The following is a 14,449-nucleotide window of genomic DNA, read 5'->3' on the forward strand; positions in this document are numbered from 1 at the left end:
AGCGCGTTGAAGAGGGTCGACTTGCCGACGTTGGGCAGGCCGACGATGCCGCATTTGAAGCCCATGGTTCGCTTTCAGGTAAGAAGGAGTTGGCGCGGCCCTACACGGGGCTCAGGCGAAATTGAAGCTGATGCTGAGGCGGTCGGCCTTCGCCGTGCCCGGGAGGACTTCGTGGCGCAGGTAGCTTTCCCACAGCAGGAGCTGGCCGGGGCGGGGGGTGACGGTGACGAACGCGCGGCGGTCGTCGGGGGCGTCGGCGCGGCGCGCAGGCGCGGCCATTTGGCTGGCGAGGCGGGGGTCCTCGAAGCGGATCGCGCCGGCGTTGGCGGGGACCTCGACATAGAGCGTGCCCGAGAGGATCGAGTGGGGGTGGATGTGCCCACTATGCTGTCCACCGCTTTTCAACAGATTGACCCACAGGCTGTCGAGCTTCGGCTTGCGCGGGAGGTCGAAGGCGAGATCGGCGGCGAAGGTGGCGGCGTGCTTGACGAGGAGTTTGGCGAGGTCGGCGAAGGCCGGGTCGCGGCGGGGGAGGTCGGCGAGCGAGGCGTAGCTGGTGTAGCCCTTATAGCCGTGATCCCGGCTCCAGCGGCGACCGGCGGCGTCGTCCTGCGCGAGGCTGCGGATCGAGTGAGCGAGGTCGGCGAGGAGGGGTTCGTCGCCGAGATCGGCTTCGTAAAGCAGCGTCGGGAAGAGGGCGCGACTGGTCATTTGCGGTGACCGATTGCTGGCCAGTCAGAGGGCGATGTTCGCGCTGTTTGGACAGTGTGGACAGTGTGGCGCGTTTTTCGGGGTGTGACTTTTAGAGTGACCTTTGTCGAGGCGGCCGCGCCTGATTTTCGGCGGAAGATGGGTTGCGAGAGCATCGGGCAACCCAAGCATAAATGCTGCGCTGTAGGACAGGAAAATCAGCAGCTGAGCTATCCAGCAACTCCTGCACCAGAGACCGTCGGCGCGCGATCATCGTCTTCAGCATGGGTCCGAATCCGAACGCGCCAGTTCGCCCGATTATTACTCCAACAATCCGACCACGATGACCGCTCAGTGCCGGACATATTGCTGTAAGCTGACCCTGATCCCGAGACGCACCTCATCCGCGCTGCGGCGGTCGGTGACAATTGCGTCCGGTCCCGCGACCGTGCTTTGGCCATATTCGAGGTGAAGGCTCGCGAGCTTGTTGGCGTAGGGCAGGTTATAGTTGAAGCCGATGCGGATTGCCCGCTGGGTCGCACGCCGCTCGATCTGGTCCGCCCCGAGACTGACGACGTCGTAGCGCGCGAACAAGTCGAGGTCGCCCGTTCCGGGAGCGTCGAACAGCGACACCTGCCCCATGACGTAGCCACCATAGACATCGCTCCTGCTTTGCGAAAAACGCGAGTAGATGCCCTCGGCCTCCATCGTCGCCGGGTGGCCAGCGATCGGGAAGGTATAGGCCATATCGGCCTCGCCGCTGGTCTTGGTACCGGTCGCGGCGACGCCGCCGATCGGTGCGAGCGCAAGGGCGGTCGCCAAGGTGAATGTGCGGTCGCGGATGCCGGTCGTGCGATCGATCGCGAAGCCCACCGTCAGCTTGCGCCCGCCCTTGTCGTCGCTGATCGGGGTCAGCACGATCTTTGCGGCGACAGCGCGACCGAACGAGAAGTTGACCTTTTGCGCATTGAGGCCGCCCCGGTTGTCGCCGATCGAGCCGAGCAGCGTTACCTTGGGTGACAGCATTTTCTGCACCTGGACGCCAAGCTGCGCGCCGAAGGTGTTGGTCGAGCCGTGTTCCTCAAGGATCAGCGAACGGTTGATAGTGGGCAGATTGCCCGACGACAGATTATCGTCGCGCGACAGGATGCTCGTATTGTGCCCGAACAAGAGCCGGAACGTGGCAGGGTCGTCGGCGTCCTGTACCGCCACAAACAGGTTCTCGAAGTCGTGGCTGTTGAGGGGGCCGGCAGGCCCGGGGTTGATCCCGAAGGCGTTCGTGTCCGTCAGGTCGATCTCATAGACACCGGCGATACGAAGGTGGTTGCTGATGCGCGGCAAGTCTATCTCCGCGCCCTGCCGGACCCGCCGGAAACTATCGGGTCGATCGGGGTCGATCAGTCGCTCGGCGAACCCCCATGCGGTCAAGCGAAAGTCTTCGGACTGATAGACGATCCCCGCATCCGGCTTGAAATAGAGGCCCTGCCGGGTCGGGGGTGCAACCTCGGGTGCCGGGGTGGCGTCGCCCGCGGTGCCGGTGGTCTGCGCGCTCACGGGTGTAGTGACGATCAACGCCGCAAGCACGGCGGGCAGGGCTACTCTCACCAGAAATACCGTCGCCAGCCGGTTAGTCGCGATGCCGACCCCTTCTGACGAGCGCGATACATCTTGATGTACACCCACACGCCGGTCAGCGTCATTGCGACCAGCCCAAGCCCCCACAGCAGGCCAAGGAACTTGCCGCCGTCGCCGATGATCTCGCCCGAATGGAGCCGGACCAACCAATCCTCGCCATCGGGCTCGTCGGACAGGATCGCAGCGTTCGCCACGCCCACCGCCACCTTGCGCGGATCGGCCCCGTCGAGGTGAAACACGAACGCCGGCGTCGGAGCCTTGATCTGCCAGTCCACCCCCGCCACCGGGCGATTGCCATATCGTGCGAGTAGCGTCGTGCGCGCACGGTCGAGCGCGAGCGGGTCGAGGCCGGTGGGCTTGGCGAGCGAAAGTGGCGACACGATCGACGCTGCGGCCTCCTTCGCCGCTTCCTCAGGACCAAAGATTTGCTGATATTGAAGCGCGACGCCCGTGACCGACACCAGCAGGAAGAGCAATGCAGCACCGATCCCCAGCCAGCGATGAAATTGGCGCGGGGTCAACCGAGTTTTTCTTGTCGATGGGGGCACGCGATGTTCCGTTGCTGTAACGCAAGACATGTTGCACAAAACGATGACCGCCGTCTGCTTTGTGCTTCCCCCCGTCATAACCGGCCGGACCAGGAAGATGTGGTCAACAATGGTTATTTCAAATGCTTCCACCATACCCAGCCCGCTCCGTCGGGAGGGATTACCCCTGCATCCTCAACGCGACATCGTTCATGAAGCGGACGTCGTCGCCTTCCGCCAGCGCGTCGGCTTCGTTGGCGATGGCGGCGAGGAGGTCGCTCAGCGGCTCCATTTCGCTCTTGGCATAGTTGCCGAGCACGTGGCCGGTGACGCGCGCCTTGTCGCCGGGGTGGCCGATGCCGATGCGCAGGCGGCGAAAGTCGGGGCCGAGGCTGGCGTCGATCGAGCGCAGGCCGTTGTGCCCGGCGAGGCCGCCGCCGGTGCGGACTTTGACCTTCATCGGCAAGAGATCGAGCTCGTCGTGGATCGCGGTGAGGGCGGCGACGTCGAGCTTGAAGAAGTTCAGCGCCTGTTGAACCGCGTCGCCGCTGTCGTTCATGAAGGTCTGCGGCTTGAGCAGCAGGATGCGAGCCCCGCCAAGGCGGCCTTCGCTGATCAGGCTGCGGAATTTCTTTTGCCACGGGCCGAAGTCGTGGATCGCGGCAATGGCGTCGGCGACCATGAAGCCGACATTGTGGCGGTGAAGCGCGTAGCTCGCGCCGGGATTGCCGAGGCCGGCCCAGATTTGCACTCTTGGCTCCCCACCCCTCGCTCAGCTTCGCTGAGTCGTCCCCTCCCCCGAGGGGGAGGGGATTGCAACTACGCCTCTTCGGCTTCGTCGGTTTCTTCACCGACCACGGGGACTTCGCTCGCCGACGGAGCTTCGTCGCTGTCGGCTGCCTCGGACTTGAGCGCCGACGGGGCGACGATCGTGGCGATGGTGAAGTCGCGGTCGTCGATCGCCGGCTTGGCGCCCTTGGGCAGGGTGACGTTCGAGATATGGATCGAATCGCCGACGTCGAGGCCCTTCAGGCTGATCTCGATCTGCTCGGGGATTTCGGCCGCGTCGCAGACCAGCTCGAGGTCGTGACGGACCAGGTTGAGCACGCCGCCGCGCTTGATGCCCGGCGACAGTTCCTCGTCGATGAAGTGGACGGGGACGTTGACGTGGACCTGGCTATGCTCGCCGATGCGCAGGAAATCGACGTGGATCGGGCGGCTCGAGACCGGGTGGAACTGCACGTCCTTGGGGAGCGTGCGGTGCGGGGTGCCGCCGGCGTCGATCATCACGACGGTGTTCATGAAGTGGCCGGTCGAGAGCATCCTGGTGAGGAGCTTTTCCTCGACGTGGACGGACAGGGCTTCCTTCTTGTCGCCATAGATTACGGCGGGGACCCGGCCATCGCGACGCAGTGCACGGGAGGCTCCCTTGCCAGCCCGTTCGCGTTGCTCGGCGGGCAGCGTCAGCTGTTCGCTCATTGGTGTTACCTCGTGTTCGTTTTACGCCCGCCCCGACGCCTCCAGGGATGGTGTTCGGTGGGCGACCGCGCCTTTAGCGAAAGGGCGCGCAAAGTTCAAGGTTACTGGATGCGGCTGACCTTGTAGCCTTGCGTTTCCAGCATGCGGATGACGGATTCGTCGCCGGCAAGGTGGCCCGCGCCGACCGCGACCATGACCGTGCCGGGCTGCGCCATCCGTTGTTCGATCCAGCGGGTCCAGTTGGCGTTGCGGCGGCCGAGGAGGGCGTCTTTCAGCTCGGGGCTGTCGGCGAGGTCGGCGTTGAAGCTGCTCGCGATTCCGGCGACGTCGCCCGACGACCAGCTTTTGAGCATCGCGGCGAACTCGGTGCGCATCTTGTCGGGTTCGGAGATGGCGCCTTCGAGAAAGACGCGCTGGGCGGGCTGCGAGAGGTTATTGAAGAAGCCCAGCTGCTCGGAATTGGTTTCGAGCTGGCCGATCGGCTTGCCGGCGGTTTCGAAGCTCTGGCGCAGCGCTGGCTCGACCCCGGCCGAGCCCTTGAGGCCGAGCGCCTTGAACTGGGTGCCGACCAGCGTGAAGGCGGCGGCCCAGGTCTTCATCTTGTCGAAATATCCGGCGGGGATGCCGGTCGCCTTGATCGCGGTGGCCAGCTGCGGGCGCAGCGCCGGGTCGATGCGGTTGGCGAGCGGCGGGAGATTGTCGGCGAACCCGAGGCGGCCGAGTTCGGCGGCGAGCTTTTCGGGATGCTTGTCGTCGATGATCGTCTCGACATAGAGCTGACCCGACTTCGCCACCGCGTCGTTGATTGCCGGGGTCTGCCAGCGATAATCCTGCGGCAGGAGGTGGAACGTGCCGAACAGGTAGATGCTGGTGTCGGGATCGGACACGCGCCACAGCGCGGGGCGGGCGACGTCGGACGCGGTTTGCGGCGCGGAGGCGCAGCTTGCGGCCGCGGCCATGCCGAGCGCGGCGAGGCCACGCTTCATCCAGTTCATCACGCGCATCGGACTTCCTTCGGACAAGCTTTGACGCACGATGTAGGCACGCCACTCCTGAACGTCCACTTGCCCCCATCCTCTTGCCGACCGCTACGTCATGAGCCAAAGCCGCCGCCATGACCGCGCCGCTTTCGTTCCAGGACCTGATCCTCACGCTGCACCATTACTGGAGCGAGCGCGGGTGTTTGATCCTGCAGCCGTACGACCTCGAGGTCGGGGCGGGGACGTTCCACCCGGCGACGGTGCTGCGCGCGCTCGGCCCCGATCCGTGGAAATGCGCCTATGTGCAGCCGTGCCGGCGGCCGACCGACGGGCGCTATGGCGAGAACCCCAATCGGCTCGGGGCTTATTATCAGTATCAGGTGATGCTGAAGCCGAGCCCGGCGGACCTGCAGGCGATGTACTTGGGATCATTGGACGCGATCGGGATCGATCCGCTGAAACATGACATTCGCTTCGTCGAGGATGATTGGGAGAGTCCGACGCTGGGCGCGTGGGGGCTCGGCTGGGAAGTGTGGTGCGACGGGATGGAAGTGACGCAGTTCACTTACTTCCAGCAGGTCGGCGGGTACGACTGCAAGCCGGTGGCGGGGGAGTTGACCTACGGGCTCGAGCGGCTGGCAATGTATATCCAGGGGGTCGATAATGTGTTCGACCTGCGCTTCAACGACGCGGGCGTGACTTACGGCGAGGTGTTTCTCGACAATGAGAAGCAGATGTCGACGTATCATTTCGAGGTCGCGAATACCGAGGCGCTGTTCGACCTGTTCAGGAAGGCGACGGCGGAGGCGGAGAATTGCCTGACCGCGAAGCTGCCGATCGCCGCTTATGAGCAGGCGATCAAGGCGAGCCATATCTTCAACACGCTGCAGGCGCGCGGGGTGATCTCGGTCGCCGAGCGGCAGGCGTATATGGGCCGGGTCCGCGACCTGGCGAAGGGCGCTTGTGCGTCGTGGATGGACGCCAAGGGGTGGGCGGCGTGAGCGATTTCCTGCTCGAGCTGCTGTCGGAGGAGATTCCGGCGCGGATGCAGGCGCGGGCGCGGAACGACCTGGCGCGGATGTTCGCCGAGGCGTTGGCCAAGGCGGGGCTGGCGCATGGCGGGGTGACGACATGGTCAACGCCGCGGCGGCTGGTCCTGATTGCTCGGGATGTGCCGGGCGAGACGCTGGCGGTGCGCGAGGAGGTTAAGGGGCCTCGGTCCAGCGCTCCGCCTCAGGCGCTCGAGGGGTTCTTGCGCAAGACCGGGTTGGCGCGCGAGCAGCTGGAAGAGCGCGACGGGGTCTGGTTCGCGGTGATCGACAGGCCGGGGCAATCGGCCATCTCGGTGCTCAAGGTAGCCGTGGCAAGCATCGTTCTTAATTTTCCATGGCCGAAGTCGATGCGATGGGGTCAAGAGTCTAAGTCAACTGAATCGTTGAGGTGGATTCGCCCACTCCACAACGTACTGGCATTTTACGGGTCCGAACATTTCGGCATAGAATTAGACGGGTTTGCCAACCTCTATATAAACAAAGACGGCTATGTGAGTGATGTCAAACAAGGGGAAGCTGGGGTTACTAGCTTACCTTCAACCTTTGGGCATCGCTTTCACCATCCCGGGCCGATCACCATCGGCGGGGCGTCGGACTATGCCGAGAAATTGCGCGCGTGCCATGTGATCGTCGATCATGAGGAGCGCGAGGCGATCATTCGCAAAGGAGCGAAGGCGGCGGCCGAGGCGGCGGGCTATGCGCTGGTCGAAGACGAGGGGTTGGTAGTCGAGAATGCCGGGCTGACCGAGTGGCCGGTGCCGTTGCTTGGGACGTTCGACGCCGATTATCTCGACGTGCCGCCCGAGGTGATCCAGCTGACCGCGCGGACCAACCAGAAATATTTCGTGATGCGCGGGGAAGAGGGGGCGCTGGCGCCGGCGTTCGTGTGCATCGCGAATATCGCCGCGAACGACGGCGGCAAGGCGATTGTCGAGGGCAATCGGCGGGTGCTCGCGGCGCGATTGAGCGATGCGCGATTTTTCTGGGAGCAGGACGTCAAGGTTCCATTGGAGGAACAGGCGAAGAAGCTGTCGGGAATCGTGTTTCACGAGAAGCTGGGCACGGTTGCCGACAAGGTTGAGCGGGTGGCGAAGCTGGCCGAATGGCTCGTCACCGAAGGGATTGTGAAGGGCGCTTCGCCGGCGGATGCGCGGCGCGCCGCCGAGCTGTGCAAGGCGGACCTGGTCACCGGGATGGTGGGTGAGTTTCCCGAACTACAGGGCGTGATCGGCGGCTATCTGGCGGCGGCGCAGGGGGAGAAGAAGGCGGTCAGCGACGCGATCCGCGATCATTATAAGCCGGTCGGGCGGGGGGATGAAGTGCCGACGGCGCCGGTGACGGTGGCGGTGAGCTTGGCGGATAAGCTGGATACGTTGACCAAGTTCTTCGACATTGATGAAGCTCCGACGGGCTCGCGCGATCCATATGCGCTCCGGCGGGCGGCGATTGGTGTCATAACATTGATTATCAACAATGATTTGCGTTTGTCACTCGCCCAAGCAGTTACGCGGGCATTGTTACCAAAGTCGAAATTAAGCGTAGCTGGTCCACCCGGACTGCAATTGTTGAACTTTCTGGGCGACCGCCTGAAAGTCCAGCAGCGCGAGGCCGGCGTCCGTCACGACCTGATCGACGCGGTGTTTGCGCTTGGTGGGGAGGATGATCTTGTTCGTCTGCTTGCCCGCGTGACCGCGCTTCAATCCTTCATCGAAACGCCCGACGGCACCGATCTTCACGCCGGTTACAAACGCGCGGCGAATATTTTGAAGAAGCCCCTCTCCCCGCTCGCCTCCGGCGAGTCGCCCTCTCCCGCAAGGGGAGAGGGAAGTGTGCCCGCTGAGGAGACAGTGCTCGTTGCGGCGCTCGACGGGGCCGAGCCTCGCGTTGTGACCGCTATCGAGGCGGAGGATTTTACCGGGGCGATGGCGGCGCTGGCTTCGCTGCGCGCGCCGATCGATGCGTTTTTCGAGGGGGTTACGGTCAATGATCCCGATCCCGCTATCCGCGAGCGAAGGTTGAACCTGCTCGCCCGGTTCCGCGATGCGGTTCACCGGGTAGCGGATTTCTCGAAGATCGAGGGGTAGGCCCCCTCCCGCTCCGGCGGGAGGGGCGGGTTCTTCTACCGGTCTCGGTCGTCGATCACGCCGTCGTCGTTGCGGTCGACCACCGGAATGTCGCGGCGATCGCTGACCAGCGGGTCGCGGCGGTCTTCGGCGATCGGGTCGCGGGCGGGATTTTTGAGCGCGGCGGCGCGCAGGCTGTCCTGTTCGCGCCAGTCCTTCTCGCGTGTCGCATGAACTTGCTCGAGGTCATGGCGGCGCGCGACCTCGGCGTTGTAGCGCTGCTTCCACTTGCGCCCGCCGCCCGAGGCGAGGAAGGCGCCGACCAACAGGCCGAGCACGAAGATGAGGGCGACGATCACCCATTGGTCGCTGGTGAAGCTTAGCATGGCACGGACCCCTTGATGTGGTGGAGCTTAAGCGCGCGCCGAGCCGAAGCGTTCCCGAAACGAATTTTGGCCCGAAACAAGTTTTTGGCCCGAAACGAGTTTTGGCCCGCAACAAAACGAAAACCGCCGCCCCCTCGGGTGAGGGAGCGGCGGCTCGGTGACGCTTCGGGCGACCCCCTCGCGGGGCATCAGCCCCAAACGCTAGCCATTGATGAAGCTGTCGTTGATCGAACAGGCGGCCGGTCCAAGGATGACGACGAACAGCGTCGGCAGGATGAACAGGATCAGCGGGATGGTCATGATCGCGGGCAGGCGGGCGGCCTTTTCCTCGGCGCGCATCATGCGGTCGTTGCGGAATTCGGCCGACAGCACGCGCAGCGCCGAGGCGAGCGGGGTGCCATATTTCTCGGTCTGGATCATCGTCGTGACGACGCCGCGCACCGCTTCCAGATCGACGCGGGTGGCGAAATTCTCGAACGCCTGGCGACGCTCGTTGAGGAAGCCCAGTTCGATCGCGGTCAGGCCGAATTCGTCGCCGAGTTCGGGATAGGCCTTGCCGAGTTCCTTGGCGACGCGGTTGAACGCGGCGTCGACCGTCAGGCCGGCCTCGGCGCAGATGACGAGCAGGTCGAGCGCGTCCGGCAAGCCCTTGCGGATCGCGTGGCTGCGCTTGGTGACCTTGTTCTTAAGCCAGATGTCGGGCGCCTTGTAGCTCAGCAGCAGCGTGCCGGCGACGAGCGCGTAATGCTTGAACCAGCCCCACTGCGGGAAGGCGTGAAAGACATAAACCGCGATGATCGCCGCGCCGCCGAGCACCACCGGCAAGACGAAGCGCGCGAAAATGATGAAGAAGGCAAGGTCCTTGGTACGGATACCGGCCTGCATCAGGCGGATCTGGGCCTTCTGGATCTGGTCGTCCTGCAGCATCTTGAAGCTGGACAAGATGCCGCGCACCGTGTCCGCCGCCTGGTTCTTGTTGGTCAGCTTCTTGCGCTTGTTGGTCGAGGCGACGATGCCCGCCTTGAGCTGCTCGCGCCGTTCGTTGAGCGCCTTCACCCGGCGCGCCATCGGGTCCTTGACAGTGGTCGCGGCGTAGATCGCGGTCAGCACCGCCATCGTCGCGACGGCGCTGAGGATCGTCGCCACCCAGATGACGTCGAAACCAAGCAGGGTCGGGTGAACAGCGGAATCCATCGTCATCGTCCCCATTAAATCTCGAAGTTGACCATCTTGGCCATGATGAGCACGCCCGTGCCCATCCAGACCATGCCGCCGATCCCCGCGACGATCAGGCGCTGGTCGATGAAGAACTTGCCCATGTAGGTCGGGTTCATGATGTAGACGAGGGTGAAGACGATGAACGGCAGCGAGCCGACGATCATCGCGGACGCCTTGGATTCGGAACTCATCGCGCGGATCTTGAGCTTCATCTGGGCGCGCTTGCGGAGCACGTCGGCGAGGTTGGAGAGCGTTTCGGCGAGGTTACCGCCGGTCTCGCGCTGGATCGCCAGGGTGATCACGAAGAACTGGAATTCGGGCGTCCCCATGCGGTCGGCGGTTTCCTGGAGGGCGACCTCCATCGTCCGGCCGATTTTCATCTTGTCGCTGACCGACCGGAATTCGATCCCGACCGGGCCACCGATTTCAGCGGCGACGATGCCGAGCGTCTCGGTGATCGGCAGGCCCGAGCGCAGGCCGCGGACCATCAACTCGATCGCGTCAGGGAAATTGCCGTTGAACTTGGCGAGCCGCTTCTTGATCATCCGGCCGATCACCCAGTGGGGGATGCCCAATGCGACGAACGCCGCGACCACAATGGCAAGATACCAGGGCGCGCCCTTCAGCAGTGCCGCAGAGGCGATGAACAGCCAGATGCCCATCGAAATGAGGGCGTATTTGCCGAGATTGATGTCTTTGCCGGTCTGCTCGAGCCGCTTGCGCAGCTGTGCCGGCCGGGGGATCAGGCTCGACGCGAAGCTTTCGACGCGGTTCTCGCGCGCCTGCAGCAGTTTGCGGATCTGGGCGTTGGCGCTGGCCGCGAGGACGCCGTCGACATGACGCTCCTTGAGGAGCTCCAGGCGACGCTTGACCGTCTTCGTCGCCGACGGACCCTTGAATGCGCTGACGAGCAGGAGGAGCATTCCCCCGACCCCGATCGCAAGCAATATGATCAACATCATCGTCCCGCCGTCCCGTCCTGAGGGGCGAGGGGCCGCGCGGGCAAGCCCGCTGCGTCCCCGGCCCGGTGCATCACGCCGCCTTCTTGGCGAGCATCGACTTCAGATTGTTCATCATCGAGCCCTTTGCCGCGCCAGCCTTGGCGGCAGTCTTGGTCTCGGCTGCGGCGCCATCCTCGCTGGCATGGCTCAGCACCATGTTCGACAGTTGCGTAAAGGGCGCGGCCATCTTGCCGTTGGCGACTTCGGCCATCGGCTTGCCGAGCTTCGCGGCCTGAGCGGCGAGCTTGCCGTCCTCCGGGAAGACGATGTCGATGCTACGCTCGATCGATTGCTCGAAATCCTTCTTGCTGATTTCGAGCGCGCCACCCGACGGTACGCCGTTGGCGACGACGATGACCTTGGTCTGCGGCGCGTTCGATTTCAGCCAGGCGAGGATGCGGATCGTGTCGCGCGTCGCGGCCAGGGTAAGCTCGGCGACGACCACGGCGACATGCGCGTCATGGACCATGTGCGGATACTGGATCAGCATCTGGCGCGGCAGGTCGATGACGGTCGATTCGAAGGCGTTGCGCATTTCTTCCTGGAGCTGGAAGAAGGCGGTGCCGTCGGTGATCAGCGGCGTATTGATCGGGGCTTCGGCGGAGAGCACCGAGAGCCGTTCGTTGGCGCGAACCATGGCGCGTTCGATGAACAGCCCGTCGATGCGGCTGGGGTTCTCGATCGCGTCGGTCAGGCCGCGGCCCGGTTCGAGGTCGAGCGCCAGTGCGCCGGTGCCGAAGTGAACGTCGAGATCGAGCAGCGCGGTCGAGCGATGCGCCTTTTCGCCGAGCAGCCAGGCAAGGCTGGTCGCCAGCGTCGACGCGCCGACCCCGCCGCGCACGCCGATCACGGCGGTCATGACGTGGGGCTTGTCGACCTGCGCTTCGCCGCGCGGCCCCGACAGGATCGACTGGGCATGGGCGAAGGTGTCGCGCAGCTGGTCGACCGTGAAGGGTTTCAGCAGATAGTCGTGGATGCCGCTGGCGACGAGGTCGCGGTAAAGGCGGACATCGTTGACATGGCCCGAGGCAATGACGATCGTGCCCGGCTCGCACACTTCGGCGAGCGCGTTGATGTCATTGAGCGGGTCGCCCGATTCGGACAGGTCGACGAACAGGATGTTCGGACTGGCCGAGACCGACAGCGACTGGACCGCATTGCGCAATCCGCCCTTGTTGACCTTTTCCGGCGACCAGCCGTGCTCGACCGCGACCGGGCGCAGCATGTCGGCCGTGGCGTCGTCGCAGACGAAGGCGGTGAACGGATCGCGCGACCCTGCGCGAGCGTGGAAGGGAGCGTTCATGGATCAGTTGCCCTTCTTCGAGGTGGTGATGTCTAGCAGGCCCTTGGTCCCGGTCGGCGGCGCAGCGCGGTAGCTGTCGACTGCCTTGGTCGAGGTGCGCGAGTCGCTGAGGCCGCTGCCTTCGCGCCCGTGGACCAGGTCCTCGGGGTTGGCGACCATCGCGGCGAGGTTGCTGTTCACGCCGCAACCGAAGTTGGACATGCTGTGGTTGTTGTAGTTGGGCTGTGCCGGCTCGCTCCAGTTGGGGCAGTTCGGCACAGTGGCGCGGGTCCGGCTGACGACGATCCGCACCGCACCGGGAGCGATCATGCCCGGAAGCACCGGGCCGCCCTCGGCGACGAGCAGGCCATAGCGGCCGGCGATCCGGGCGACATTGGCGCGCGCAGCGCCGCTGTACGGTCCCTCGACATAGACGGAGTCGCCGTAGCCAAGGTCGAGACCGCGGAACCAGCCGTCGAGACGGGCGGCTTCGACCTCGGCGAGGTCGCCGTCGGGCGCCGCGGCGTCGAACGCGAAATCCTGACGGCTGACGACCGGGACATTGATCGCATCGAGACCGCGGGCGGCATCGGTACGCGGGGCCACGGTGCCGCAGCCGGCGAGGCTGGTTGCCGCGACGAGGATCAGGAGGGTGTTACGCATGGTCTTGTCCTTCCTTGGCCGGATCACAGCTTGAAGCCGGGCGTTGGGGCAGCGATTGCGCCGGCGGCCGAGGCCCCCGCGACTGGAACGCTCATCCCCGGTCGCGGCGACTGGAGCGACGCGCGCGGGCCCGACTGGCCGTCGAACGTCTGGCCTTCCCAGTTGAGCTGGCCGTCGGTCGGGGCGCGGTAGCCGTCGGTCGGCGCCGCGAGCTGGGTCGACACCGGCCGCACCAGGTACGGCGTGACGATGATGACCAGCTCGGTTTCCGAGCGGCGATATTTGGTCGAGCGGAACAGCGCGCCAAGGATCGGCAGGTCGCCGAGGAACGGCGCCTTGTCGACATTGTTGGTGTTCGAGTTGCGCAGCAGGCCGGCGATCATGAAGCTTTGGCCCGAGCCGAGCTCGACCGTCGTTTCTGCCCGGCGAGTGGTGAGCGCCGGGACCGCGTAACCGTTGAGGCTGATCGATCCTTCGTTCGACAATTCGCTGACTTCCGGGCGGATGCGCATCGAGATGCGTCCGTCGGCGAGCACGATCGGGGTGAAGGCGAGGCCGACACCATATTGCTTGTATTCGATCGTGATCGCGTTGAGCGACTGGCTCACCGGGATCGGGAATTCGCCACCGGCGAGGAAGCTGGCGGTTTCGCCCGACAGCGCGGTCAGCGTCGGCTCGGCCAGCGTGGTGACCAGGCCATCGCCTTCGGACAGCTGAAGGGCGCCGAGGATGTCGAGACCGAACAATTTGCCGGCACCGCGCAGGACCGTGCCCGAACTCGGGATGCCGACCTTGCCGGTCACCGGATTGATCAGGCCACCCTGGCCGATGCCAAAGTTAAACCCACCGGTCGAATCGCTGGTGAGGAGGTTGACGCCGATCTGCTTGAGCAGCGAGCGGTTGACCTCGGCGATCTTGACCTTGAGCGTGACTTGCAGCGGGGTCGCCGAGCGCAGCCGGCTGACGACCTGCGACCCTTCGCCGACATAGGCCTGGACCAGGCGCTGGGCTTCGGCGACATCGCTGGGCGACGCGACCGTGCCAGTGAGCAACACGAGGTTATTCATCGGGGTCGCCTGGATGTTGGCGTCGGGCATCGCCAGGCGCAGCATCTCGTCGACCGAACCGGTGTTGTTGCCGACGCGGACGTTGGCGGCATAGACCACCCGGCCCGACTTGTCGGTCGCATAGACGGTCGTCTCGCCGGCACTCTTGCCGAAGATGTAGAGCTGGGTCGACGAGCGAACCTGCACATCGGCGATGGTATCGTTGGCGACGAACACGTCAGACATCGGCGCGGACAGGCGGATGATATTGCCGGTGCCCTTGCTGAGGTTGATCGTTTCCGACGGGCGCGCGGCCTGGGGCTGCGCGGCGGCGGGGCTGGCGACGACGATGGTGCCGAAGCCGATGGCCAGTGCGACGAGGGCGGTGCCCAGGCGCGGCTGACGCGTGTTACGATAGCTGTTCATC

15 protein-coding genes are annotated in these 14,449 nt (G+C 64.8%); 2 read left to right on the forward strand and 13 right to left on the reverse strand.

Annotation, left to right across the window (positions count from 1 at the left end; genetic code table 11):
• The 7 genes from Q0R27_RS08270 to Q0R27_RS08300 all read right to left on the reverse strand — a co-directional run.
• Window positions 1-65: GTPase (locus tag Q0R27_RS08270; protein ID WP_233406096.1), on the reverse strand; the 65-nt coding region annotated here is incomplete at its 3' end.
• Window positions 66-111: 46 nt separating this feature from the next.
• Window positions 112-711, reverse strand: coding sequence for a TIGR02466 family protein (locus Q0R27_RS08275; protein WP_293943246.1), 600 nt, complete (start codon window positions 709-711; stop codon window positions 112-114).
• A gap of 330 nt (window positions 712-1,041) precedes the next feature.
• Window positions 1,042-2,295, reverse strand: coding sequence for a hypothetical protein (locus Q0R27_RS08280; protein ID WP_293943248.1), 1,254 nt, complete (start codon window positions 2,293-2,295; stop codon window positions 1,042-1,044).
• Window positions 2,292-2,846, reverse strand: a complete 555-nt coding sequence (locus Q0R27_RS08285) for a PepSY domain-containing protein (protein WP_293943250.1) — start codon at window positions 2,844-2,846, stop codon at window positions 2,292-2,294. Before Q0R27_RS08285 ends, Q0R27_RS08280 begins: the two co-directional genes overlap by 4 nt.
• 187 nt (window positions 2,847-3,033) lie before the next feature.
• Window positions 3,034-3,603, reverse strand: coding sequence for an aminoacyl-tRNA hydrolase (gene pth, locus Q0R27_RS08290; RefSeq protein ID WP_293943252.1), 570 nt, complete (start codon window positions 3,601-3,603; stop codon window positions 3,034-3,036).
• 68 nt (window positions 3,604-3,671) lie between these two features.
• Window positions 3,672-4,331 carry a 50S ribosomal protein L25/general stress protein Ctc gene (locus tag Q0R27_RS08295; RefSeq protein ID WP_293943254.1) on the reverse strand — a complete coding sequence of 220 codons (660 nt, stop codon included), beginning with the start codon at window positions 4,329-4,331 and terminating at the stop codon, window positions 3,672-3,674.
• Between the two features lie 101 nt (window positions 4,332-4,432).
• Window positions 4,433-5,335, reverse strand: coding sequence for a TraB/GumN family protein (locus Q0R27_RS08300; protein ID WP_293943256.1), 903 nt, complete (start codon window positions 5,333-5,335; stop codon window positions 4,433-4,435).
• 110 nt (window positions 5,336-5,445) lie between these two features.
• On the opposite strand from Q0R27_RS08300, the gene Q0R27_RS08305 reads away from it, so the two are divergent.
• Both Q0R27_RS08305 and glyS read left to right on the forward strand, forming a co-directional pair.
• Entirely contained in the window at window positions 5,446-6,312 is an 867-nt protein-coding gene (locus Q0R27_RS08305) for a glycine--tRNA ligase subunit alpha (protein WP_293943258.1), read from the forward strand.
• Window positions 6,309-8,447, forward strand: a complete 2,139-nt coding sequence (gene glyS, locus Q0R27_RS08310) for a glycine--tRNA ligase subunit beta (protein ID WP_293943261.1) — start codon at window positions 6,309-6,311, stop codon at window positions 8,445-8,447. Before Q0R27_RS08305 ends, glyS begins: the two co-directional genes overlap by 4 nt.
• Window positions 8,448-8,482: 35 nt before the next feature.
• Here the strand turns inward: glyS and Q0R27_RS08315 are convergent, their stop codons facing one another.
• The 6 genes from Q0R27_RS08315 to Q0R27_RS08340 all read right to left on the reverse strand — a co-directional run bounded on the left by Q0R27_RS08315 (window position 8,483) and on the right by Q0R27_RS08340 (window position 14,448).
• Entirely contained in the window at window positions 8,483-8,812 is a 330-nt protein-coding gene (locus Q0R27_RS08315; RefSeq protein WP_293943263.1) for a hypothetical protein, read from the reverse strand.
• Window positions 8,813-9,013: 201 nt separating this feature from the next.
• Complete coding sequence (locus Q0R27_RS08320) at window positions 9,014-10,006, reverse strand: type II secretion system F family protein (protein ID WP_293943265.1); 993 nt, start codon at window positions 10,004-10,006, stop codon at window positions 9,014-9,016.
• A 14-nt stretch (window positions 10,007-10,020) separates the two neighbouring features.
• A complete protein-coding gene (locus tag Q0R27_RS08325) occupies window positions 10,021-10,992 on the reverse strand; it encodes a type II secretion system F family protein (protein WP_293943267.1) in 972 nt (323 codons plus the stop codon).
• Window positions 10,993-11,062: 70 nt separating this feature from the next.
• The gene (locus Q0R27_RS08330; protein WP_293943269.1) at window positions 11,063-12,334 is read right to left on the reverse strand and encodes a pilus assembly protein CpaE; all 1,272 of its coding nucleotides are present in this window, start codon (window positions 12,332-12,334) and stop codon (window positions 11,063-11,065) included.
• 3 nt (window positions 12,335-12,337) lie between these two features.
• Complete coding sequence (locus tag Q0R27_RS08335; protein ID WP_293943271.1) at window positions 12,338-12,976, reverse strand: CpaD family pilus assembly lipoprotein; 639 nt, start codon at window positions 12,974-12,976, stop codon at window positions 12,338-12,340.
• 23 nt (window positions 12,977-12,999) lie between these two features.
• Window positions 13,000-14,448 carry a type II and III secretion system protein family protein gene (locus Q0R27_RS08340; RefSeq protein WP_293943273.1) on the reverse strand — a complete coding sequence of 483 codons (1,449 nt, stop codon included), beginning with the start codon at window positions 14,446-14,448 and terminating at the stop codon, window positions 13,000-13,002.
• Window position 14,449 lies beyond the last annotated feature (1 nt).

Source organism: Sphingomonas sp. (assembly GCF_025362505.1).
Taxonomy (GTDB): domain Bacteria; phylum Pseudomonadota; class Alphaproteobacteria; order Sphingomonadales; family Sphingomonadaceae; genus Sphingomicrobium.